Annotated in this window: 18 protein-coding genes; 10 read left to right on the top strand and 8 right to left on the bottom strand. The window is 49.0% G+C overall.

Annotated features, from left to right (window positions below; all coding sequences use genetic code 11):
- The first annotated feature begins 7 nt into the window (after positions 1 to 7).
- From GWR21_RS00695 to GWR21_RS00685, 3 genes are all read left to right on the top strand, one after another.
- Positions 8 to 2,005 carry an amylo-alpha-1,6-glucosidase gene (locus tag GWR21_RS00695; RefSeq protein WP_162329868.1) on the top strand — a complete coding sequence of 666 codons (1,998 nt, stop codon included), beginning with the start codon at positions 8 to 10 and terminating at the stop codon, positions 2,003 to 2,005.
- On the top strand, positions 1,978 to 6,138 hold the full coding sequence (gene glgP / locus GWR21_RS00690; RefSeq protein WP_162329867.1) for an alpha-glucan family phosphorylase: 4,161 nt from the start codon (positions 1,978 to 1,980) through the stop codon (positions 6,136 to 6,138). Before GWR21_RS00695 ends, glgP begins: the two co-directional genes overlap by 28 nt.
- A gap of 113 nt (positions 6,139 to 6,251) precedes the next feature.
- Positions 6,252 to 7,088, top strand: a complete 837-nt coding sequence (locus GWR21_RS00685) for a hypothetical protein (RefSeq protein WP_162329866.1) — start codon at positions 6,252 to 6,254, stop codon at positions 7,086 to 7,088.
- Between the two features lie 100 nt (positions 7,089 to 7,188).
- Here the strand turns inward: GWR21_RS00685 and GWR21_RS00680 are convergent, their stop codons facing one another.
- A complete protein-coding gene (locus GWR21_RS00680; protein WP_162329865.1) occupies positions 7,189 to 7,632 on the bottom strand; it encodes an Hsp20/alpha crystallin family protein in 444 nt (147 codons plus the stop codon).
- Positions 7,633 to 7,890: 258 nt separating this feature from the next.
- On the opposite strand from GWR21_RS00680, the gene GWR21_RS00675 reads away from it, so the two are divergent.
- The gene (locus GWR21_RS00675) at positions 7,891 to 8,949 is read left to right on the top strand and encodes a response regulator (protein WP_162329864.1); all 1,059 of its coding nucleotides are present in this window, start codon (positions 7,891 to 7,893) and stop codon (positions 8,947 to 8,949) included.
- Between the two features lie 27 nt (positions 8,950 to 8,976).
- On the opposite strand, the gene ppsA is transcribed toward GWR21_RS00675, so the two are convergent.
- Genes ppsA through GWR21_RS00645 form a run of 6 tightly spaced genes read right to left on the bottom strand, consistent with a single transcriptional unit; the run spans position 8,977 to position 16,170 of the window.
- Positions 8,977 to 11,367: a phosphoenolpyruvate synthase gene (ppsA, locus tag GWR21_RS00670; RefSeq protein ID WP_162329863.1), complete on the bottom strand. Its 2,391-nt coding sequence runs from the start codon at positions 11,365 to 11,367 to the stop codon at positions 8,977 to 8,979.
- 14 nt (positions 11,368 to 11,381) lie between these two features.
- Positions 11,382 to 12,218, bottom strand: coding sequence for a universal stress protein (locus GWR21_RS00665; RefSeq protein WP_162329862.1), 837 nt, complete (start codon positions 12,216 to 12,218; stop codon positions 11,382 to 11,384).
- A gap of 14 nt (positions 12,219 to 12,232) precedes the next feature.
- Positions 12,233 to 13,069 (bottom strand): universal stress protein, encoded by an 837-nt coding sequence (locus GWR21_RS00660; RefSeq protein WP_162329861.1) that lies wholly within the window; start codon positions 13,067 to 13,069, stop codon positions 12,233 to 12,235.
- A 14-nt stretch (positions 13,070 to 13,083) separates the two neighbouring features.
- Positions 13,084 to 13,917 carry a universal stress protein gene (locus GWR21_RS00655; RefSeq protein WP_162329860.1) on the bottom strand — a complete coding sequence of 278 codons (834 nt, stop codon included), beginning with the start codon at positions 13,915 to 13,917 and terminating at the stop codon, positions 13,084 to 13,086.
- A complete protein-coding gene (locus GWR21_RS00650) occupies positions 13,892 to 15,670 on the bottom strand; it encodes a hypothetical protein (protein ID WP_162329859.1) in 1,779 nt (592 codons plus the stop codon). The genes GWR21_RS00655 and GWR21_RS00650 overlap by 26 nt, the downstream gene beginning before the upstream one ends.
- Positions 15,667 to 16,170, bottom strand: coding sequence for a hypothetical protein (locus tag GWR21_RS00645; protein WP_162329858.1), 504 nt, complete (start codon positions 16,168 to 16,170; stop codon positions 15,667 to 15,669). Before GWR21_RS00645 ends, GWR21_RS00650 begins: the two co-directional genes overlap by 4 nt.
- A gap of 183 nt (positions 16,171 to 16,353) precedes the next feature.
- Between GWR21_RS00645 and GWR21_RS00640 the strand changes: the two genes are divergently transcribed.
- The gene (locus tag GWR21_RS00640) at positions 16,354 to 16,587 is read left to right on the top strand and encodes a YgaP family membrane protein (RefSeq protein WP_162329857.1); all 234 of its coding nucleotides are present in this window, start codon (positions 16,354 to 16,356) and stop codon (positions 16,585 to 16,587) included.
- Between the two features lie 94 nt (positions 16,588 to 16,681).
- Here the strand turns inward: GWR21_RS00640 and GWR21_RS00635 are convergent, their stop codons facing one another.
- Entirely contained in the window at positions 16,682 to 17,140 is a 459-nt protein-coding gene (locus GWR21_RS00635; protein WP_162329856.1) for a pyridoxamine 5'-phosphate oxidase family protein, read from the bottom strand.
- A gap of 150 nt (positions 17,141 to 17,290) precedes the next feature.
- On the opposite strand from GWR21_RS00635, the gene GWR21_RS00630 reads away from it, so the two are divergent.
- The 5 genes from GWR21_RS00630 to GWR21_RS00610 all read left to right on the top strand — a co-directional run bounded on the left by GWR21_RS00630 (position 17,291) and on the right by GWR21_RS00610 (position 23,485).
- Positions 17,291 to 18,331 carry a zinc-dependent alcohol dehydrogenase family protein gene (locus GWR21_RS00630; RefSeq protein WP_162329855.1) on the top strand — a complete coding sequence of 347 codons (1,041 nt, stop codon included), beginning with the start codon at positions 17,291 to 17,293 and terminating at the stop codon, positions 18,329 to 18,331.
- Between the two features lie 55 nt (positions 18,332 to 18,386).
- On the top strand, positions 18,387 to 19,151 hold the full coding sequence (locus tag GWR21_RS00625; RefSeq protein WP_162329854.1) for an LOG family protein: 765 nt from the start codon (positions 18,387 to 18,389) through the stop codon (positions 19,149 to 19,151).
- Between the two features lie 11 nt (positions 19,152 to 19,162).
- Complete coding sequence (locus GWR21_RS00620) at positions 19,163 to 21,649, top strand: cation-translocating P-type ATPase (RefSeq protein WP_162329853.1); 2,487 nt, start codon at positions 19,163 to 19,165, stop codon at positions 21,647 to 21,649.
- Between the two features lie 121 nt (positions 21,650 to 21,770).
- Complete coding sequence (locus GWR21_RS00615) at positions 21,771 to 22,445, top strand: response regulator transcription factor (RefSeq protein ID WP_162329852.1); 675 nt, start codon at positions 21,771 to 21,773, stop codon at positions 22,443 to 22,445.
- Positions 22,442 to 23,485, top strand: coding sequence for a sensor histidine kinase (locus GWR21_RS00610; RefSeq protein ID WP_162329851.1), 1,044 nt, complete (start codon positions 22,442 to 22,444; stop codon positions 23,483 to 23,485). Before GWR21_RS00615 ends, GWR21_RS00610 begins: the two co-directional genes overlap by 4 nt.
- Positions 23,486 to 23,656: the final 171 nt, after the last annotated feature.

Genomic DNA, 23,656 nt, shown 5'->3' with positions numbered 1-23,656 from the left:
TGTTTGTATGATTTACGATTGCTTTCATGCGCCACTCATGCAGGACCTGAACTTCTCAGCAACCAGGGAATACCTGGTTGCTGCTCCTTCAGGCGCATGGGCTGCGAGTACCATTTCCGGATGCAACACCAGGAAATATCATGGACTGATGGTAGCGCCGCAGGCTTTCGCGGACGGAGATAACTATGTACTGCTATCTTCACTGGATGAAACCATCATATACGAAAACAACACACACCCATTATACTTTCATTACTATGCAGGTGCAACCCCGCAGGCGCAACCTAACCTGGTCGCATTTGCCGCAAACCCTCTTCCTCAATGGTGGTACCAGATTCAGGATAATACTATCCTGAAGGAACTGCTGATGGACAAAAACGGCGCATTGATGATCCGCTATACACACCTTGCCGGAACAACACCACTAAGATTGCAGTTAAGACCCATGCTGGCTTTCAGGAATATGCACTGTCTTACGCACGCCAATACAGTAGCCGACATACAGGTTAACCGCGTCTCCAAAGGCATCGGCATGAAGCTATATGAGGGCTATAGTAAACTCTTTATGCAAACCACGGACGGAAAGTTTCAGCCGGAGGGATACTGGTATTTTAATATTGAATATCCCCGCGAACAGGACCGTGGATATGAATTCCGCGAAGACCTTTACTCACCCGGCTTTTTTGATATGACGCTCTCCCCCGGAAAGACAGTGGTCTTCTCTGCCGGCTTTCAGGTCCAGTCTATGTCCGTCATCCGTAAGCGTTTCAGCCAGTTACACAACACAGTGGCCAGGCCATATACATTAAAAGAACATCTGCTGCAGGCTGCGGAACAATTCATCGCCAACGGTAAGGTCAAAGCTGGATACTACTGGTTTAACAGCTGGGGACGAGACGCCTGCATCTCACTGCCCGGACTAACCCTGGCCACCGGAAAGACGCACCTGTTCAAAGAAATAATGAACAGCTATACTACGCAGATCAGAAAAGGGCTCCTACCCAACAATGGCTATTGTGACAATGCCCTGTACAATACGGCAGACGCATCGCTGTGGTTAATATGGGCCCTGCAGCAATATGCAGAAAGGACACATTCCTGGAAAGAGATCTGGCATGAATACGGGCAGATCCTGACGGACATGCTGTCGGCCTACAGAGACGGCACCCTTTATAACATACACATGGATGCTGATAGGCTGATCATAGCCGGCACAACGAATACTGCACTTACCTGGATGGACGCCATCGTGCACGGATCGCCCGTCACACCACGTAACGGCAAGGCAGTCGAAATTAACGCATTATGGTACAATGCGGTGTGTTTCTGCCTGAAAGTGGCCTTCTATGCAAAGGACGCTTCCTTCACAGATACCTGGGAATCATATCCGGAGGAAATTGCCCAATCCTTCGCCAATGCATTCTGGAGCAACGAAAAAAGATATCTCGCCGACTGTGTATTTGCTGACAACAAGGACTGGTCCGTAAGACCCAACCAGTTGTTCGCAGTATCACTGCCTTTCTCCCCGCTGTCACCATCACAACGACGCGATGTTATAAACAGGATCAGGATGGACCTTCTCACTACCAGAGGATTGAGAACACTGGCGCCGTCCGACCCATCCTATATCGCTTCCTATACAGGAGATCAGGTATCCAGGGACAGGGCTTACCATCAGGGTACCGTCTGGCCATGGTTACTGGGGCACTTTACAGAAGCCCTGCTCAAGACAGACGGACCAGTGGCCTTGCCATTCCTTGAGAAGATCTATGACGGATTTACCTATGCGCTCGATGAGTATTGCCTGAACACCATCGCGGAAATATTTGACGGCGACTTTCCTCATACCGCCCGTGGAGCAGTTGCCCAGGCATGGAGTGTCGCGGAACTGCTGAGAATGGGCGAATTAATTTCCGGGTTTAAATACAAACCATCCGTCAATATTACTATTCATCACCAACATGAAACATCACTGACATGGACACAGCCGGAAACGAATACCTGACCCCGGATCACCTGTTCGAAATAAGCTGGGAAGTATGTAACAAGGTCGGAGGCATCCATACCGTTGTGAGCACAAAAGCCGGCATCCTCCAGGAAAACCTGAAGGATCGTTATATACTTATCGGTCCGGACCTACTGAACGGGAATGGACAGGCGGCTTCTTTTACAGAAGACAGATCCCTCTTTCCGGTATGGCGGGACAAGATGGCCGCCGAAGGCTGGAGGATCAAAACAGGCCGCTGGAATATTCCCGGAACACCGCTGGTCATCCTCGTTGATTTTACCAGTTTATATCCCAGTAAAGACGATATACTGGCACACCTCTGGAATACCTATCGCCTGGATTCCCTGTCTGGCCAGTGGGACTACATTGACCCGGCCCTTTTCGGCTATGCCGCAGGGCAGATCATCGAAAGCCTGTACCAGCCACATATAAATGCCAGTGAGCATATCGTCGCCCAGTTCCATGAATGGATGACCGGCACAGGCATCCTCTACCTGGAAGAGCATGCACCGCAGATAGCGACCATATTTACGACACACGCCACGGTACTGGGAAGAACACTGTCAGGTGCCGGACAGCCGCTATCTGGCCACGGTAGCCCCGCTTCCGTAGCTGCCAGCTATAATGTGACCTCCAAACATTCCCTGGAACAGTCAGCCGCATCCATCGCTGACTGTTTTACCTGCGTCAGCGAAACCACCGCCAGAGAGTGCAAATCCTTTCTGGGAAGATATCCGGACTTTATAACACCCAATGGATTTGACCTGGCACTGGCTACCAACCTGGAACAACAACGGCACACAGCGCGGCGCACGCTCCTAACGGCCGCTGGTCGTGTCATGCAGCAAACATTGCCGGATGACTGTCTGCTGGTCTTAAAAAGCGGACGATATGAATTCCATAATAAGGGAATAGATGTCTTCATTGAGGCACTGGCAGCGTTAAAAACGCAGACACTGCCGCGGACGGTGATCGCCTTTATCTTCATCCCTGCTGCCAATACCGGGCATATCAACGAACATGCTGTACCAGGTTTCGGAGATCACCTCCTGACCCATTACCTCTATGCACCTGATAAAGATGCTATCTTCAGGAGCCTGCAGGAAAAACAACTGAACAATACACCAGATGACCGGGTAAAAGTGATCTATGCGCCCGTTTACCTGAACGGTAACGACGGTATTTTCAATCTCAGCTACTACGAATTGCTGCCCGGTTTTGACCTTGCCATATTCCCTTCCTGCTATGAGCCATGGGGCTACCCCCCCCTCGAATCACTCGCCTTTCACGTTCCTGCACTGACCACTTCCCTTTCCGGATTCGGACAGGCCGCCAGCGAACTGCCTGCCGAAACCAGGATGGCGATCACTATCCTGGACCGCAGTAATGTGCACGATACAGCATTGAATATTTCAGCGCATATCATGTCATTCCTGCAACGATCACCGGCTATGGTCAACGACCTGCGTGAAAATGCCGGCATGATCGCCGCTCATTTCCGCTGGGAAACATTGCTGGAAAAATACCTGGAAGCCTACAACTTTGCCCTGCATAAAAGCAGGAAGCGGGAAGGACTGTACCATGACAAGCCACAGGCCACCCCTCTGCAAATACAGACGAATAACAACGCCAGCGCCACATGGCATGAAATCAATATCTCAGCGTCCTTTCCATCAGCGCTTGCACCGTTGTTAAGACTCAGTAAAAACCTCTGGTGGAGCTGGCATTCCGACGCCGGTGCACTGTTTCAGCAAATTGATCCAATGCTGTGGGAACAATGCCGGGAAGATCCCCTCCGGATGCTACACAACCTGAGCTATGAGCAACTGGATGCACTGACCCGGAACCATGATTTCCTGAACGATATGCGGCAACAGGAAAAGGCCTTCGATCTGTATATGCATACGCCACAACAGGACGGCCCCAATGTCGCCTATTTCTGCATGGAGTACGCCATCCATGCAGCCTGCAGGATCTATTCGGGCGGGCTGGGCGTACTGGCGGGAGATTTCCTCAAGACCGCCAGTGACATGGGCGTACGATGTATCGGTATCGGGCTGTTCTATCGCCATGGGTACTTCCGGCAGCAATTTTCCGATGACGGAAAACAGATCGCCTCCCCGGAACACCTCGATCCCTCCCATCTCCCGTTTGAACAGGTGAGAGATGCGAAAGGCGATCAGCTGTTCCTGCACTTCAGTTTTCCCGGGCGAACAGTCTACGCGCAGGTATGGAAAATGCAGATTGGAAAAGTACCCCTGTACCTGATCGATACAGATGTATCAAAAAATACAGCCGCCGACAGGCAGATCACCTCAAGGCTCTATCCGTCAGATAAAGAACTCCGGTTACAACAGGAGATCATTCTTGGAATGGGTGGTATCAGGCTGCTGACCGCTTTAGGTGTGACCACTGATGTCTACCATTGTAACGAAGGCCATGCCGGATTCATGGCCATAGAACGTATAGCACAACTCATACTACAGCACCAGCTCTCACTGGAAAGTGCCTATGAAGTGGTGAAAGCATCACAGCTGTTCACCACACATACATCTGTTCCGGCAGCAATGGATTCCTTTCCCGAAACGATGCTACGCCCCTACTTTTCCAGTCTGACAGCTTCCTGTTATATCAGCTGGCAGGAGTTCATGGCGCTTGGCAGCAAAGATACACGACAGCCACAGGAAGACTTTTCCATGTTTTATCTCGCGGCCAGAACAGCACAGGAGATCAATGCCGTCAGCCGTAAACACCGCGACGTTTCCGGTAAATTACTCCAGTCAGTATGGCCTGACTACCAAACGGCAGAACTGCCTGTCAGTTATGTCACTAACGGTATACATCTTCCCTCCTGGTTAGCACCGGAATGGAAAACTATTCTTGCCGGATGCGGTATTGATATGACGACGGGCAAAGGTGACTGGGAACATATCCAGCACATCCCAGAAGAAAAGGTCTGGTCTGTCAGGCAACAGATAAAGAAGAGGAATATTGCAGCCATCAGACAGCTGCTAATGAAACAACTGGCACAACACCATTCCTCCCCTGAAAAAGTAGCGGGTGTTATGGCACTGCTTCAGCCTGATACGATGTTTATCGGATTTGCGCGCAGGTTTACACCGTATAAAAGGTCTACATTACTATTTCACCACTGGGAACAACTTAAAAAAATACTCGATGACCAACGGCCGGTTGTGTTCCTTTTTTCTGGTAAAGCACACCCGGATGATGCAGCCGGTCTGAACATGCTGCAACAGGTGATCAACCATACAGAAAATCCGCATATCCTTTTCCTGGAAGACTATGACCTCGACATCTCGCGGCTACTTGTGCAGGGCACAGATCTCTGGTTAAATCTGCCCGTGAGGAACAGGGAAGCATGTGGCACCAGTGGCATGAAAGCACTGATGAACGGCGTACTCCAGTTCAGTACACCTGATGGATGGTGGGCAGAACATTATGATGCAGCATCCGGCTGGGCATTGACATATGAATACCTCTACAAAGAAGAAGAAAAGCAGAACGAGATAGATGCTGCACAGGTATATAGTATGCTGTATCATGAGATCATTCCGCTATTTTTCAGGCGCAATGAAAAAGGTATCCCATCTGAGTGGGTACAGAAAATAAAAAATGGTATCGCGCTTTCGGGTCAGGCGCTGTGCATGAACCGTATGATGGAGCAGTACGGCCAGTATTACAAAAAACTGGCAGAACGCGGACTGATCATGAGGAACAATAACTACGCGTGTGCCAGGTCGCTCGCCGTATGGAAGGAAAAGGTCCGCGACTGCTGGGACAACGTCCACATCGTCAATGTAGGCCAGGATAAAAGCGTACCATTCACCGCAACAGCAGGCGGCAAAATGCCCGTTTCCGTCGTGGCTGACATAGGATCGCTTACTGTAGATGACATCGGAGCAGAAGTACTCTTTACGCCTAAACATGGCAGCCAGGCGCGTTTCTTCAAACAGGAATTACTGGCCTGCTGCCAGCATGGACAGGAACTGACGCTCGCTGCCGACATTCCGCTCCGGCTCAGCGGAGAGTATAATTATACCTTCCGGCTCTATGCAAAGAATCACTTTCTTCTCTACCATACTGACATGCCCTTTATAAAATGGGCATGATCAACGTCATACGAACAGATAACAACAACTACCTTTCTTCCTGCCGCTATCATTGGGATTGAGCCGGCAGGACAATAGCTTTGTGATATATAAGTATACAAAATCTATATGTTATGAAAAAGATATTAGCTGTTATTGATGCTGTAAACTTTAAAGAAGAACAGCTGGATGCCATTGAATATGTATCCGGCATGTTCAGAAGCAAACTAACGATCATCATGCTGGAAGATATCAATAGCCTCAACCAGCTGATGGCGCCGGACTTCGCAGAAGGTGTGCCTGCCCATACCTATGAAATTGTGATAAAGGCTGCTGAAGAAAAGAAAAAGATCATCAGGGAAAATACCGCCACACTGACCAACATCTGCAGGGAACGGAATATCACCTGTACCATACGGAACGATTCCGGATCAGCGGCAGAAGAGACCATCCTTGAAAGCCGTTTCGCCGACCTGCTGCTGGTAAGTAAAGACACCTCCTTCCCATTTCTCTTTGACACCAATCCTACGAGCTTTGTTAAAGACATGCTGGCGGCAGCCCAGTGTCCGGTACTGGTCATCCCCGATAGCCTCACCGTCCCCAAAGGGGTTGTGTTCTCCTATAACGGCACCTATTCATCCATGTATGCCATCAGGGCATTTACGGCCATCTTCCCTGCACTGGTAGCAAAGGACTGCAGCGTTGTGTATGTATGTGAAAAAGGACATAGTACCATGCCGCACGAGGACCTGCTGAGAGAATATCTTGCAGGCTACAGTAATAAGGTAGAGTTCAAGATCTTTTCCGGTCCTGCGGACGATATACTGGCGGCCTACCTCGAAAACAAGTCAGACTATATCAGCACTTTTGGCGCATATGGAAGAAGCAAACTGTCCCGCTTCTTTGATGATAGCAGTGCCGATAATATCCTGAAGAAAATGAAAGGTCCGCTGTTCATCACTCATCCATAATTCCGGGTTTTTAGGTATAAATAAAAAAGATAGCGACCGTAATCGCTATCTTTTTTCTATGATGAAAACACCTCCGGAAAGAATTCCGGCGGATAAACAGTCAATGCACATCAATTTTCTTTGTCTCTCCGTTTTTACGGGCCTCTTCTTTTTTAGGCAGCGTGACTTTCAACACGCCATCCTGATAGAGGGCGCCAATACTATCCCGCTTTACCGTCTCAGGAAGACGGAAACTACGGCTAAAGCTGGAGTAATTATATTCCTCCCTGCTCACCTTCTCGTCGCTGGATTCCTTCTTTTCTTCCTTTTCAGCACTGATAGTGAGCATATCTCCCTCCACATCCACATTGAAGTCTTCTTTGCGCATACCCGGAGCGGCCAGTGACAGCTTAAAGGCATCCTTCTCTTCCGTTACATTGACGGCGGGTACGGTCGCTGTCCATGAGCGGCCACCATTGGTATCAAAAAGATCTTTCCAGGGTTTAAACATATCGTCAAAAAATGCGGGGAACAGTGGGCTTGTTTTTGCTAAATTCGTAGACATAATTACCTCCTTGTTTTTATTGCTGGTAAAATGAATATTTAACAGTACTAAATTACTCCCCGGATAAAAAACAACAAATGATGTTCCTCAAGCATTATAGTGATCGTCATCACTGTCCTGGCAGTAAATGATGATCTGGCACAATTATTCAAAATTTTCACTTTTTTACGTATATTTGAATAACACGTCATATAAGCCGCACTGCAACAACGCTACATTATATTAATACTCCATATAACATCCGTTAAAAAAAAGCACATGACTACGATTTTACTCATCGAGGATAATGCTGACGTAAGGGAGAACACCGCTGAGATACTGGAGCTTGCCAACTATAAAGTACTGACCGCTGCGGATGGGAAATCCGGAGTGCAACTGGCGGAAGCGCACAAACCCGAACTAATTATCTGCGATCTGACCATGCCGGGACTGGATGGATTCGGGGTCCTGCACCTGATTGGCAAAAAGCCGGACCTCAGAACGGTCCCTTTCATCTTTCTTACCGCGCGGACAGAACGGTCCGATATCCGGAAAGGAATGGACATGGGAGCAGACGATTACATCACCAAGCCCTTTGACCCGGTAGAATTACTCAATTCCATAGAAAGCAGACTGAAAAAAGCAGCCACCCTGAAAGAAACCTCTCTGCAGGGCATTAACGGCGTAGACTCCCTGCTCAATATGGTATCTGCAGAGCAGTCCATTAGCGCCCTGAAAGAAGGTCGCAATATCATGAAGCACAAAAAGAAACAGTGCGTGTACCAGGAAGGCAATCATCCGTCCTGCCTGTTTTATATCATTAAGGGAAAAGTGAAAGCCTATAAAAGAAATGATGAAGGAAAAGAACTCATAACAGGCCTCTACAGCACCGGCGACTTCTTTGGTTATGCGCCGCTGCTGGAAGATACGACCTATAAAGAAAATGCCGAAACAATGGACGATACGGAACTCGCCATTATACCCCGGAAGGACTTCGACGAGCTGACAGGCTCAAACCCACAGGTAGTGCAGCGCTTTATTAAATTACTTGCCAATAATATTGCAGAGAAGGAAACACTGCTCCTGGGCATTGCCTATAATTCATTGCGTAAGAAAGTAGCAGACGCGATCCTCAGCGTCTGCAGAAAATATAACCCTTCCGGCATAGATGGATTCGGTATTGACATCAGCAGGGAAAACCTGGCAGCCGTTGCCGGCGTTGCCAAGGAGTCCCTGATAAGAACAGTAGGCGACTTCAGAAATGAGAAACTCCTCGATATCAAAGAAGGTTTCATTTATGTCACGAACGCCCGGAAACTTGCAGATCTCTCCAATTAAACAACTCGCCCCGGGATCAGCTATTTGTCAGAGCAACAGCAGGTCTTTGCTGAGACGCTGCTCCGCTTCAACGATGTTATGAATACCTTTCAGCGCCGCGTCCGGATTGAAAGAAATACTATTGATACCGCTTCTCACCAACAGACCGGCAAAAGCAGGCAGGTCGCTTGCAGCCTGACCACACAGTCCGATATGCCGTTTCATCTTATTTGCCTTTTTAATGACGTGCTTCAGCATCACTTCCACCGCCGGATCTTCCTCGTTGAAAAGCCCTGCGACCATCGCCGCATCCCGGTCTATTCCGAGTGTCAGCTGTGTAAGATCATTTGAACCGATGGAAAACCCATCGAAAATACCGGCGAACTTTTCTGCCAGCAGCACGTTGGAAGGTATCTCCGCCATCACGTATACTTCCAGTCCGTTGTCGCCTCTCTTTAACCCACATTCCTGCATTACTGCCAGTACCTTTTTTCCCTCTTCCACGGTGCGACAGAATGGGATCATTACCTTCACATTCGTCAGCCCCATGTCTTCCCGCACACGGCGTACGGCGGCACACTCCAATGCAAACGCAGGCCGGTAGGCTGGATGATAGTAACGGGAAGCTCCCCGGAAGCCCAGCATAGGATTTTCTTCAGCCACTTCAAATTGCTGGCCTCCCAGTAGTTGCGCATACTCATTTGTCTTAAAATCACTCATTCTGAGGATCACTTCTCTTGGATGAAAGGCGGCGGCTATCGTGCCAATTCCCTGCGCAAGTCTGTCCACAAAGAATTGTGCTTTATCCGGATAACCCGCTGTCAGTTTGTCAATCTGTGTTCTAACTGACTCATCGGGCAGGTCGGGATACCTGATCAGGGCCATGGGGTGAATACCGATCGTATGCGTGATCATAAACTCCATTCTCAATAAACCTACCCCTGCCACAGGATAGGCCGACAGTTTGAATGCCTGTCCGGGATCACTCATGATCAGCATCGGGCTGACATGCGCAGGTGTCTCCATATCAGTAAAATCGACTGTAGTTGTTTCATAGGGTAACGCACCTTCGTAAACAATACCCGTCTTCCCTTCAGCACAGCAGACAGTGATCTGCATCCCTGTTCTTATTTCGGCAGTCGCGTTGACACAGCCTACAATAGCCGGAACATGTTGCTCCCTGGCTACAATAGCAGCATGACTGGTACGACCACCCGCATCTGTCACGATAGCGGCGGCCTTTCGCAAAAGCGGGTCCCAGTCGGGTGTGGTCGTGCGCGCAATAATAATTTCACCTTCCGCCAGCTGATGCCCTTCGGCCGGTGATTGTAAAACCCTTGCTATACCCGTGGCGATCATCGCCCCCACTGCCTGGCCTTCTGCCAGTACCTTCCCCTTTTTTTTGAGATGATATTCATATGATTTCTCAGCAGTCTTCCGGGAATGCACGGTCTCCGGACGGGCCTGCACGATAAACAATTTACCATCAATGCCATCTTTCGCCCATTCAAAATCCATCGGGCATTTATAATGGGTTTCGATCAGCACACCCCAGGCGGCCAGCTGCGCGATCTCCTTATCCGTCAGTACCTGCCGCACCTGCTGTTGTTCGGGTGTATCAATATTCACGGTCCTGTCAGCACCTTCCGCGTAGATCATGGTAAATTGTTTGCGGCCTGTCTTTTTGCTTACAATCGCCTGTTTACCCCAGCTGAGTGCCGGCTTAAAAACATAGAATTCATCAGGATCTACCGTGCCCTGCACCACGTTCTCTCCCAGTCCCCAGCTGCCGGAAAGATGCACCACATTCCTGAACCCCGATTCCGGATCCAGCGTAAACCCCACACCTGAGCAGGCAAGATCGGCTCTGACCATTTGCTGGATACAGGTACACAGGGCTACCTTTTCATGAATGATACCGTTATCTTCCCGGTACTTGATGGCCCGGTCAGTGTACAGGGATGCATAACAATGCAGCAGCGCATCAATGACCGCGTCTTCTCCCCTGACATTCAGGAAAGACTCATGTTGCCCCGCGAAACTGGCGTAAGGCATGTCTTCGGCAGTTGCGCTGCTTCTTACTGCCACAGCGGCCGGCTCGTTCACACACATGCCCACATAGGCATCTTTTACGGCCTTTACCAGTATTGCCGGTATCTCTCCCCGCAGGATCATCTTCCTGGCAGCAGCACCCGTTTCCCTGAGATTACTGAAGTTCCGCCGGTCCAGCTCTCTCATCAGCTGGGTAAGAGGCTCCCACAGATTATTATAATCCAGGAATGTCCAGTATGCAAATGCGGTGGTTGCGAATCCATCCGGTATATTGATCCCCATCGGCGCCAGGTGATGCGTCATCTCACCCAGGGAGGCGCTCTTTCCGCCTACGGTCGCTACGTCTTTCATCGTGATGGCTGAAAAATGCCTTACAAAGTTTTCCATAACACAATCGTTAATTATTGATGAGCAATGAACAATGGCCATTTCAATTCCCTGATCAGTCTATCGGCCATACTTTCCCTGAAAAATCTGGAAACAGCGCTTCTTCTGTATGCGCCCAGCACTACGAGTGTACTGGCATCATTCATACGCAGACGGGCCGGAATTTCCTCATCCGCATCACCTCTCGCTACGGTATAAACAGCTTTGTTATGATGGCGCTTCATGAACTCCTTCATCAGGGCATTATCAGGGAGATGAAGATTCTCGTCAGACTCCCTGATCGTGATCACTTCTGCTGGCAATGCGCTCTGTACAGGCAACAGGTAACTAAACATCTTTACGGCATATACGGAGGATGGTTCACCATCATAGAGCAGCACCGATGACCTGACTGGCACGTACGTACGTGGTACCACCAGTACCGGACAATGGGCATCTGCAAGAAAATCACGCATAAAATGTGCAGGTGGCGCATCCGCATAACGGTTCAGTGTCTCCGCAGCATCGATCACTACCAGATCCGCATATACACTTTCATGCAATAGCTCCTGTAGTGCAATGTATTTATCCTTATGCACAGAAAAGTTCAGGGCGGCTGCACTACAGGCTGCGCTGAACTTATCAACTGCCTGTCTCCGTGTGCCGGCATCTTCTTCCTCCAGCGTCTCCAGGTTACGGTAGGAATTCTCCGCATCAGCCATCACGCGGTATGGGCTGCGGCTGAAATAAGTCATGTCGTTCAGAAATACACCTACCAGATGTGCATTATGGTCTCTTGCTATCGCAACAGCATACGCCAGTGTGCTCTCTGAAAATTTAAGGCCATCAAAGGCCGCTACTATCTTTTTCATGTTATCAGCATTGATCAGTGGTGTGCAATAAATACAGGCTGTGCTACCAGCTTCAGTACGGGTGCGGCATGGCTCGGCGCGAACAGCGTAGAGAATGCATTTCTGCCATATGCGCCCATGACGATAAAATCCTTCGTGCGGAGCAGCAGGCTGTCCAGCAATCCTGTCTTCACATTGCCATCCATGACAATAAAATCAATATCCGTATAGTGATCATGCAGCCATTCTTTCAGCTTGTAGCGTTCTTCCGGAGCGGGTTTTTTGCCTTCCATAATGGTAATGACAACTACGGAATGGTCTTTCAGTTCAGGAAACAAATAGGTGAACTGCTTGATGGCAAAGACGGACGAACTACGGCCGTCATACGTGAACACAATTTTGTTCAGGCCTTCAAAGCGCTCCGGTAATACTACTACCGGACATTCTGCATCTGCCAGCACCTCTGTAACAAAACGGGTAGGCACACTTTCCTTCTCAGCGGAAAAAGAGGTGGAAGCATCTATCAGTAATACATCCGCATACCGGCTTTCAACAATGATATCTTCGAGCGGAGCGCCCTTATCCCGGTGCACCAGCCCTGTTACTCCCCGCTGCATACAGGCATCCTTAAACAACTGTATATGCTCGGCCGTACAACGCTCCTTGACCTCCTGTGGATTATCAGTCTGCAAACTGATACCGCTTTCCATAGCGACCTCTTTTATCGCTTTAGATGACCGGGCCTCCCCCTCGATGTTTTCCAGGAAAATACCGACCAGCTTCGAACGGGAAAGATTACACAGATAACAGGCGAAATCCAGTGTAGCCACATCGAGCCTGAGTACATCTGTGACATAAAGTATCTTTTTCATAGCACATGTTTTATTCAGTGATGAGTGATCAATAGGGGGAAAGGCAATGTTTTTAACTGCAGGTCCGTCTGACTATGCTGAAAGAACCGGCGTAGGGCGGCTCTGCCATGGGCACCGGTGACGACCAGCACCTTCTTTTTACGTAGCAGGTAGTCAAACAGTGTTTTTTCCTGGTGTTCCTTCAGGATAACCACGTCTCCATATTCGTAATAACGGCTCAGCCACTCCCTCACAGCATGTGTATCGCCGGTGTCATCGTCACCATCGTTCAGCGTGAGCGCCACCGTAGCCTTTATATCGTCAGAAAAGGAAAATATGTAAGCAAACTCCTTCATGGCAAATGCGGCGGAAGCACTCCGGTTGTACCAGAATACCACTTCCTCCACCGGTTCAAAAGATGCCGGTGCAATAATGACAGGACACTCAGCAGCGGAAACCAGTTCTTTCACAATCCTCTCGTGTACAGATTCTGTCAGAAATCCCTTCCGCGGAGTGGCATCGACGATGATCAGGTCCGCGAAACGACTCTCATCCGCCAGGTCAGCTATCGTAAAACGCGAACCGTTATGTACGGATGCGTGTATCCCTTTTCTCTCACACATCTGCTGAAAACGACGGATGTCAGCCTGTATATCATTCGTGTGATTCGTTTCAACAGCCGGTCCAATATCCGTTATCCCACTTTGTGACGCAGTACTTGTAACTATCCGTCTGGGACTTTCATCATACTCTATCTCTTCCGGAAAGAGGCCCAGCAACCGGCCTTTAACAACACCAGCTATATAACATCCAAAGCTCAGCAGGTTAGCAGCAGACTTTCCATTAAAAATCAGTAATATCTTTCTCATGACTATAAGATTTGTGCATCATCGAATGCTGTTTTTTAAAGCGTTGTACATCATCCCAGTGCCCTGTATTCAGGATATGCGCTTTACTGCACCATCCACGCCGGGCCATGATCACGCCCATCTGCATATAGTCATAGTGACTGCATATCTGCGCACAACTGTTGATAACGATCTTTACACCTTTCTCTGTTGCTCCTTTCAGCAGCCTGTCTGACAGATCGAGATGCTGCGGCTGGGCGTTCAACTCCAGCGCAGTACCGGTACGAACAGCATTCCTGAACAACTGGTCCCAGTTCTGTACACTATCTTCATACACGCCGATGACTCTTCCAGCGGGGTTGGCGATGCAATTGATCAACGGATGATCACAAGCCATGATAAACTGTTTTCGATAGTGGGCAGGATGACGGTCAGTGATAATAGCCGTTACCCAGTCGGCCTGCCGCAGCAGGTCATCTGAGATATCTAAAGCGCCATGATTGTTCATTTGAACCACGATCCCTTTTTTGATATAGGAGAATCCAATCGTTTCGTTGACACGGTCGATGTATTCAAACTGTCCGGGATAGGCATCTGCAGATAATTCATCTGACACTACCACATATTCGTAATGCGGGAAAGCGTTGATGACATAATGAGCGATCGTCTCCAGCGACTCTTCACCATGACCGAAATTTGTCTGCACACGCATATCTCCGTTGATATGACTGAAGGTCACCAGGTCAGGTAACAGCTCTCTGCCCGCCCGGAATACTTCTCTGCCCCCCTCCCGCAGTTCCGGTGGTATATATGACAGCGCCAGTTTTTTGAAAATACTATCTTCCGTATCGCCGGCCACCCATGCGCCGGAGTCATTGAACAGCCCCATAGCAGAAAGATGCATACCTTTCTTTTCTGCACGCTCGTTCAGCATGGCCAGATGACGAAGCGAACCGGTATAATACATGAGAGCTGCGCCATAAGAATATTCATCAGCCACCCGTATATCTACCTGGGTGTTATTATACAACACGACAGAAACCATATTCCAGCAGGCCACCACCACTTCCCTGATCTGGGGGATTTCCAGCACATGCTTCAGGAACGCGGGCCGGTCGGTCAGCGCTACACTGACAACCATATCAATGTCTCCGACCGTCTCTCCTCCCCTGCGCAGACTACCTGTTAAAGACGCTTCTTCCACTTCAGGGATCAGTCTCACCACCCGTAGCAGTTCATTTCCCTGTAAGATGGCATCCCATAACAGCAGACGGGAGCCGGATGTCTTATACAGTTTCAGACTTCTCTTCAGTAATCCGATCTTTGCCTGGCTAAAGCCCCTGACCCGCTTTAACTCACCAGAGAGAATAACGGCTTTCAGCTGATCAACAGTGGAAATATCGAGTTCCTCGTGCAGTTTCCGCACCAGCGAAGCGCTGATACTCTTCACGTCAAGCAACCCCAGTAATGCGGCAGGCACCCGTTGTAACAGGCGTACATATCGCTTCAGCGTACCGGAAGTCTCAAACTCGATCAGGTCTCTTGTCAGCATATCCGGCTTGTCCCCCGGATCGGGCAGTTGTCGTATCCCTGACAATGAGATCATACCGTTACCATCATTCGTGATACGGGCGGCCTTCACCGCCATCTCTTCATATGACCTGGCCATAGCTGACCGTCCCATATAGCGATAGCAGGCTGCCATCTTATGATAGATCTCGCAGAATGCCACGCGTGTGCGTGGAAGTTGGGTATTTGGAATCACCGTAGTCATGATATAGTTCTTTTACGTTCAGTGGTAAAATGTAACAGGGTCAGCGGCCATGGCTGAATATTTTTTTCCTTCAGCAACAGTGCGCATCCCAGTGCAAGCAGTAACGTACAGGGGAACGATGCGCCGGCACCCAGCGGTGCAATCGCTAACAGGAAGATGATCGCACCCGTGAGTGCCAGTTTTTCCACGGGGCCTTTCCAGACCAGAAAGGTGCCGATAAGGAACTGCCCCGCTGCTATCGTCAGCACATATAAGGTGATGTGACGACTGAAGTATTCATTGATAAACTGCACATATGCCGGGATGGCAGCGACATCTGCATAGGTCATATAGATCTGCGGATGAGATATTGATATGACCGTGTTTACGACAGCAGCCGCGATAAAAAGCAATGACATGGTCATTCTGCCAATAACAGGTTTCAGTATGCACAGGTAGACGATGAGTACTGCTACAAGGTTGGACAGCATATAAGCTGTTGAAAAAACATTGCCTCTCATAACTGGATACTTTAATAGTGGGGAATGGGAATAATCTCTTTCAAAGCTATCTATCCCGATACTGCTGTGCAATAATGACTGTTATAAGAAGTGGCAATTGAAATCATGGGCAACGATGATGTCAGTCACCAAAATGGAAAGGAACTTGTCTTACTTTCGGGTCATCAAATAAAATCTCACGCTATGAAACAGAATGAAGGCATCTTCGACCGTATCATCCGGGTAACTGCAGCATTAACAGCGTTCTTTCTATACTATAATAAAATCATAACAGGTACCGGAGGCATCATTTTATTGCTCATTGCTGGAATACTGGCGCTTACAAGTCTGATCGGCATATGCCCATTGTACTCACTGCTGGGTATATCTACCCTTCAGCACAGGTCAGGACAAAATAACTCGCAGCATCCGAGCTGATATGATCAAACAGTGCGTTGTTGGCTCCAAAATGAACAAGGTCTGCTATCTAGCAGACCTTTGTTCTTGCATCAGGCTACATTCACAAATAATATCATGTCTTCTCATACCTGCCCGTCATAAATTCAAAACGGATGCGGTATACAACAGGGCGTACCGAAGTTGTAAGAGATACTTCTTCTCCTCCGTCCGTAACCATATGAGGCAGATGTGCCGTTTCGCTTACGCGCATATGCAGCAACCTGCTGACGAGAAATTTCATGGCATAATACTTTTCTTTCTCACCATGGATCTCTTCGAACCGTCCGGTACCGATCACACTTTGCCAGTTGGCCATGTCCTGAATTTCGTCCACTTCAAAACAGACGTCCGGCGTTTTTCTCATCATCTTTATTTTCAAACCTTCAGTGGAATGAGCAATAATGGATTTATCGTGATAAACATAACTGACAGGTACAATGTATATCCGGTCGCCATCGCGGCAGCCGATCCTGCCGGTTACATTCCGGAGCAATAGCTGCTCCATTTCCTGCTGACTAAGTGAACCTAACATACATAAATGATTTAGAAGTGGGAAATAGAATCAGGTACAAATAGACAACTCCTGCCGCAACCCTGCAATGACCATAATCACGCCGCCGATGGTATTTGATCATTCTCCGGGGATCATGACTGAGGTAAATTCAATGTAAAAAAAAACGCTATGAAAGCATTGGTATACCATGGCCCCGGCCGGAAGAGTTTTGAGGACAAGCCTCAACCCGTTATTCAGCAGCCCACTGACGCTATCGTCAGAATAACCAAAACCACCATTTGCGGCACTGATCTTCATATACTGAAGGGAGACGTTCCCGAAGTCACAGATGGCCGGATATTAGGACATGAGGGAGTCGGCATTATAGAAGAAACAGGCGCCAGCGTCGCAAATTTCAAAAAAGGTGATCATGTACTGATATCCTGTATCACGTCCTGTGGTAAATGTGAATATTGCCGCAAAGGCATGTATTCACATTGTGAAGACGGGGGCTGGGTACTGGGGCACCTGATAGATGGTACACAGGCAGAGTATGTCAGGATACCCCACGCCGATACCAGTCTCTATCGTATCCCCGCCGGTGCAGATGAAGAAGCGCTGGTAATGCTGAGCGACATTCTCCCCACAGGCTATGAATGCGGCGTGTTAAATGGTAAAGTGAGCCCCGGCAGTACCATCGCTATTGTGGGTGCAGGTCCTATAGGTCTCGCCGCCCTGCTGACAGCCCGGTTCTATTCCCCTGCAAAGATCATTATGATAGATCTGGACGAGAACAGGCTCCAGGTCGCTTTGAAGTTTGGCGCGACGCATACTATCAACAGCTCGAAGGAACCTGCTCTCGGCACGTTGCTGGAAATGACCGGCAACCGCGGTGTTGACACCGCCATCGAAGCCGTAGGTATCCCATCCACCTTCGAACTGTGTGAGGCGATCATTTCACCTGGCGGCTGTATTGCCAATGTCGGTGTACATGGTAAACCTGCCACATTACATCTGCAGGAACTGTGGGCAAAAAATATCACCATCACCACCCGGCTTGTGGATACCGTCACCACGCCCCTGTTGTTAAAAACCGTCATGTCTGAAAAGCTCGATCCGGCATTGCTGATCACCCACCGGTTCAGGCTGACTGATATTTTGCAGGCATATGAAACCTTCTCACATGCGGAAAAAGAAAAATCATTAAAGGTCATTCTGAACAATGACTAGATCAACAGGACTGTTCAGGTGGCCAACACCTGCCATGTTATACAAATAGCTGAATATGGACACTGCAACGATCAGGGAGAAACAGCATAATACCATTACCGGTACACCTGAGCATGAAGAAAAGTATTTCCTGGAAGGTCCCCGCTCCAGGTTAAGGGAACTGGTCTTTGTTATCAGGATATTCATTGAATTTATAAGGGGATTCAGGATACTTCATTTCGTGGGTCCCTGTGTATCCGTCTTCGGATCTGCCAGGATAAAACCAGGTAGTACGTTCTATAACACAGCCTGCAGTATGGGCGCCGGCATCGCCGGACTTGGTTTTACCGTCATGACAGGTGGTGGCCCGGGTATCATGGAGGCAGCCAATAAAGGCGCGCAGTCGGCCGGCGGATACTCTGTAGGCTGTAATATCAAACTTCCCGGCGAACAGCGCCCCAACCTGTTCATGGACAAATATTTCACCTGCGAATATTTCTTTGTAAGAAAGGTATTAATGTTCAAGTACTCTTATGCCTTTGTCATCATGCCCGGGGGCATCGGTACCATGGACGAATTTTTCGAAGCGCTGACGCTGATACAGACACGGAAGGTACTCGACTTCCCGGTGGTATTGATGGGTACAGCCTACTGGCAGCCCCTCATGCCTCTTCTGGACAATATGCTCACAGCCGGCACGATCGACAAAAAAGATCTCAAATACATACTCTTTACTGACTCCGAAGAAGAAGCACTGAAACATATAGACAAATACGCAAGAGAGAAATACAATTCCAAAAGAAAGATGCTCTATAAAAAATTCAGACTACTGGCTGAGTAAAATCTCTCTGTATGATCACTGACGTTAAAACAACGCTCCCCCGGGGACTTGGCAATAAAGACATCCCTGCCCTGCGTGCCAGGTATGGCAGTAATGTTTTTACAAAAAAGAAACGATACGGTCTGCTCATCATGCTGCGTCATATACTGGCGGAGCCCATGTTCATCCTGCTGCTGTTTGCCACGGGTATCTATTTCCTGCTCGGCGCGACCGCTGAAGCCACGATGATGCTGGCAGCGATCACTATGATAGCAGGCATTTCCCTCTACGAGGAAGCCAGAAGTGAGAACGCCCTGAAAGCACTCCGGCAGTATTCAACGCCCTTAACCACCGTGATCAGGGATGGCAGGGAAGCCACCATCCCGTCAGCTGAACTTGTGCCCGGCGATATCATCCTGCTGCACGAAGGCGACATGGTACCTGCTGACGCTACTGTGGTGAGTGCGAATGACCTGACCGCCAATGAGTCGATCATTACGGGGGAGGCCTATCCCGTCACCAAGAACAATACGGACGCGCCACTGCTCTTCCAGGGGGCTACTATCCATTCCGGGGCCTGCATGGCAAAGATCACCGCTACCGGCGATGAGACCACCTTGGGAAAACTCGGCAAACATATTACTGATCCGGTGACGGAGCAAACATTACTACAAAAGCAAACAAAGGTCTTTGTACGTCAGCTGGCCACGTTCGGCATCTTAGGGTGCATCGCTATTTTTACGGTTAACTTCATCCAGACCAGGGACTGGGCCAGCAGCCTGATACTCGGGCTGACACTCGCGATGGCGGCTATACCTGAAGAGATCCCCGTGTCTTTTTCCTCCTTCATGGCATTAGGCGCCTATCATATGAGCAGAATGGGCATTATACCCAGGCAACCCCAGATCGTCGAAAACCTTGGCGCTGCCAATATTATCTGTTTCGATAAAACAGGTACACTGACGGAGAACAGGATGAAGGTGGTCACACTCTATGACGCCAGGGCCGATAAGGTGTATGACATGTCCGGCCTGCCACCTGGCCTTGACAGCCGGCTATTGTTCATCGCCGCCCTTGCTTCTGAGCGGCAGCCTTTCGATCATATGGAAAAAGCGATCATGGAGGCCTTTGACAACAACAATGCAGCCAGCAGGGAACTACCCACCCTGGTCCATGAGTACGCGCTGGAAGGCACACCGCCCATGATGACACATGTATATCACTGGGAAGACACAACACTGGCTGCCGGAAAAGGCGCTATAGAGCGGATCATGCGGGTATGCCATACCGATCCGCTTACGGCAGACCGGATCAGTCGCCTGGCAGAAGAGATGGGGAAACAGGGGCATCGTGTACTCGGTGTAGCCAGTGCGACGGGTAACGATCATGATATGCCTTCCTCACAGGATGCCTGGAACTGGGAACTGGAAGGTCTCGTTGCCTTCTATGACCCACCCCGGCTATCAGCGAGAGAGGTCATTGCAAAGATCAGGGACGCCGGTATACGTCCGATGCTGCTTACCGGCGACCATGCCGCGACCGCGGCTTATATCGCTTCACAGACAGGCATCCTTTTCGGGCATCCCGTATCTGGGGAGGATGTTATGAAAATGACGCCCGCTGACCTGCGTCTCACCGTCCGCCAGGAATCATTGTTCGTAAGGATGTTTCCGGAAGCTAAGCGCAAGGTCATTGAAGCATTAAAGGCCGGTGGCGGGATCGTTGCCATGACCGGAGACGGGGTCAATGACGGCCCCGCCATTAAGGCCGCCAATATCGGCATTGCCATGGGAAAAAAAGGCACGGAAATCGCCCGCCAGGCCGCCGACCTGATCATCACGGATGATAACCTGGCGATGATACCAACAGCCATAGAGCAGGGCAGAAAGATCTACAGCAATTTAAAAAAAGCGATCCGCTACATCATATCCATACATATTCCCATTATACTGATCGCCGTCAGTCCGCTGCTTCTGCAATGGAAATACGTGAACATCTTCTCTCCTATCCATGTAATATTTCTGGAACTGATCATGGGTCCCACCTGCTCCCTGTTCTATCAGCAGGAGCCGGTTGAAAGCAATATTATGTCCCTGCCTCCAAGAAAAGTGACCACACGCCTGTTTACCACGCAGGAGATGATCATCAGCATCATTCAGGGTCTCGTCATCAGTAGCAGTATTTTGCTGTTGTATGCCATATATATGCGGGACCACGACATCGCATATACCCGTACCATGGTATTCATTACCCTGATAGTAAGTAATATATTCCTGACATTCACCAACAGATCGTTCACAGCCACACTCCGCGAAACATTCCGGTACCGCAATTCACTCACACCCTATATACTGATCATCTCCGTAGCTTTCCTGATCGCTATTGAAGCCATTCCCGGCATCAGGAACATCTTCGCATTGAGCGTACTGTCCGTGAAAGATATGCTCATATGCCTCCTGACTGCCGGATGCGCGGTAGCCTGGTTTGAAGTATATAAAAAACTCCGGGCCCGACATTAGTCTGCGATCTCTGTGAACAGATATTCACGCAATACCTTAAATTGCGAATGTGGTATACCCTTAGCGATACTCCGGTATACCACATTCAGAATATCTTCAGAATACGTTCATACTTTCACGGATGAAAATTTTAATAATAGAAGACGAACCGGCGCTGGCCAAAAGCATCGGCGCCTACCTGGCGGACGAAAATTATCTCTGCGAATTTGCGGCTAACTTCGGACAGGCAATAGATAAAGTCAGTGTGTATGACTATGACTGTATTCTGCTCGACCTGATGCTGCCCGGAGGCGACGGACTAAAGATACTTGAAGAGATCAAGCAGCAACATAAACAGGACGGGGTGATCATCATTTCCGCCAAAAACTCCCTCGACGATAAAATAAAAGGACTGCAGATAGGTGCTGACGACTACCTCACCAAACCCTTCCATCTGCCGGAACTGGCCGCGCGTATCTATTCCGTTATCCGGCGTAAGCAGTTCGGCAATGTGAATATTATTGAACTGAATGAACTAAAGATCAATCTGCTGGCCAAGTCCGTCACCGTGAATGATCAACCTGTCGTACTCACGAAAAAGGAATTTGATCTCCTTCTCTACTTCATCAGCAACAAAAACAAAGTGATCTCTAAAAGTGCACTGGCGGAACATCTGTCCGGTGATGTGGCTGATATGTTTGACAGCTATGATTTCATTTATGTACATATCAAGAACCTGAAGAAGAAACTGACAGAAGCAGGTTGCGACAACTACCTGAAAACACTATACGGCACCGGCTATAAATGGGAAATATGAGTAAACTGCTAAACCGTACCATGAAGCGCTTTATGGTATATGCCGGCATCGTGCTGGTGCTCAGTATCCCGGTGTATTACTACATGATCAATCTGCTGTGGCGTCATGAACTTAATGAACATCATATCGAACTGACTGCCGCTGCCGGACGTGAAGACCGGTATCTGATCATTGGTATCGTCACCGGACTGACCATGCTGTTCTTCCTCCTGCTGATGATCGGCTTTATCCTGCTGAACCGCCGTATTTCCAGGCGCCTCTGGCAACCATTCCATAAAAGTCTGGCACACATCAGGAACTTTAATCTCGATCAGCAGCAGCCTGTCGTCTTTGAACATACCGATATAGAAGAATTTTCAGAGCTGAACAAAAGCCTGGAAAAACTGATCGCCGGTAATATTACCGTCTACAATCAGCAGAAAGAATTTGCTGATAACGCCTCCCATGAACTGCAAACGCCACTGGCTATAATACAGTCCAAATTAGACCTGCTGCTGCAAACAAAAGTACTGACGAACGAACAATACGATCTGATAGAGGAAGCCAACAAGGCGCTCGCCCGGGTCACGCGCATCAATAAGAACCTGTTACTGCTCACCAAGATCGAGAACAGCCAGTTTATGGATCGTGAGACGATCGATCTTTCCGGTCTGCTGAAAAGCACCCTGCAAATATTTTCCGTTTTCTCGGAAAACAAACAACTGCTGCTGCAAACTGACATTGCCCCCGGGGTCACCATAGAGGGTAATAAGATACTGATCGAAATACTGTTAAACAACCTGATCACAAACGCCATCCGCTACACACCAGCCGATAATACCATTGAGATCGTACTAACAGATCAATGCCTGCATATTGCTAATCCCGGTACAACCAGTTTACAGCAGGAACAGGTATTTAAACGCTTCGGCAGTACCTCTTCCGATACGCCGGGCACCGGACTGGGACTATCGCTGGTGCAGCAGATCTGTAACAGGTATCAGTGGAGATCGGCATATGAATTTGCGAATGAACGGCATGTGTTTTCGGTGAGGTTCTGAAAATGCCACGCTTGTTTGTAGTCTTCCAAAGAGGTTTATTTTCTGTTGCGCGATGTTTTTTTGTTCGGTATTTCTTCGTCTGGGTGGCTGTTGTAAAATAGTCATTCACCAGGCATATACACCCCCACGTACTTTAGAAAGTCGTTAGATTCCGGTCTTAACTATGCAGAA

This window comes from Chitinophaga agri (genome assembly GCF_010093065.1).
Classification (GTDB): Bacteria; Bacteroidota; Bacteroidia; order Chitinophagales; family Chitinophagaceae; genus Chitinophaga; species Chitinophaga agri.
Note: the sequence above shows the minus strand (reverse complement) of the source record. Positions and strands in the feature narration are given on the sequence as shown.

Coding starts and splice junctions, on each gene's coding strand:
- GWR21_RS00685 (WP_162329866.1), top strand. CDS start 6,252: ATGAAAAAGATATTAGCTGTTATTGATGCTGTAAACTTTAAAGAAGAA.
- GWR21_RS00645 (WP_162329858.1), bottom strand. CDS start 16,170: ATGAGAGGCAATGTTTTTTCAACAGCTTATATGCTGTCCAACCTTGTA.
- GWR21_RS00610 (WP_162329851.1), top strand. CDS start 22,442: ATGAGTAAACTGCTAAACCGTACCATGAAGCGCTTTATGGTATATGCC.
- glgP (WP_162329867.1), top strand. CDS start 1,978: ATGGACACAGCCGGAAACGAATACCTGACCCCGGATCACCTGTTCGAA.
- GWR21_RS00625 (WP_162329854.1), top strand. CDS start 18,387: ATGGACACTGCAACGATCAGGGAGAAACAGCATAATACCATTACCGGT.
- GWR21_RS00650 (WP_162329859.1), bottom strand. CDS start 15,670: ATGACTACGGTGATTCCAAATACCCAACTTCCACGCACACGCGTGGCA.
- GWR21_RS00665 (WP_162329862.1), bottom strand. CDS start 12,218: ATGAAAAAGATAGTAGCGGCCTTTGATGGCCTTAAATTTTCAGAGAGC.
- GWR21_RS00620 (WP_162329853.1), top strand. CDS start 19,163: ATGATCACTGACGTTAAAACAACGCTCCCCCGGGGACTTGGCAATAAA.
- GWR21_RS00640 (WP_162329857.1), top strand. CDS start 16,354: ATGAAACAGAATGAAGGCATCTTCGACCGTATCATCCGGGTAACTGCA.
- ppsA (WP_162329863.1), bottom strand. CDS start 11,367: ATGGAAAACTTTGTAAGGCATTTTTCAGCCATCACGATGAAAGACGTA.
- GWR21_RS00680 (WP_162329865.1), bottom strand. CDS start 7,632: ATGTCTACGAATTTAGCAAAAACAAGCCCACTGTTCCCCGCATTTTTT.
- GWR21_RS00635 (WP_162329856.1), bottom strand. CDS start 17,140: ATGTTAGGTTCACTTAGTCAGCAGGAAATGGAGCAGCTATTGCTCCGG.
- GWR21_RS00675 (WP_162329864.1), top strand. CDS start 7,891: ATGACTACGATTTTACTCATCGAGGATAATGCTGACGTAAGGGAGAAC.
- GWR21_RS00630 (WP_162329855.1), top strand. CDS start 17,291: ATGAAAGCATTGGTATACCATGGCCCCGGCCGGAAGAGTTTTGAGGAC.
- GWR21_RS00695 (WP_162329868.1), top strand. CDS start 8: ATGATTTACGATTGCTTTCATGCGCCACTCATGCAGGACCTGAACTTC.
- GWR21_RS00660 (WP_162329861.1), bottom strand. CDS start 13,069: ATGAAAAAGATACTTTATGTCACAGATGTACTCAGGCTCGATGTGGCT.
- GWR21_RS00655 (WP_162329860.1), bottom strand. CDS start 13,917: ATGAGAAAGATATTACTGATTTTTAATGGAAAGTCTGCTGCTAACCTG.
- GWR21_RS00615 (WP_162329852.1), top strand. CDS start 21,771: ATGAAAATTTTAATAATAGAAGACGAACCGGCGCTGGCCAAAAGCATC.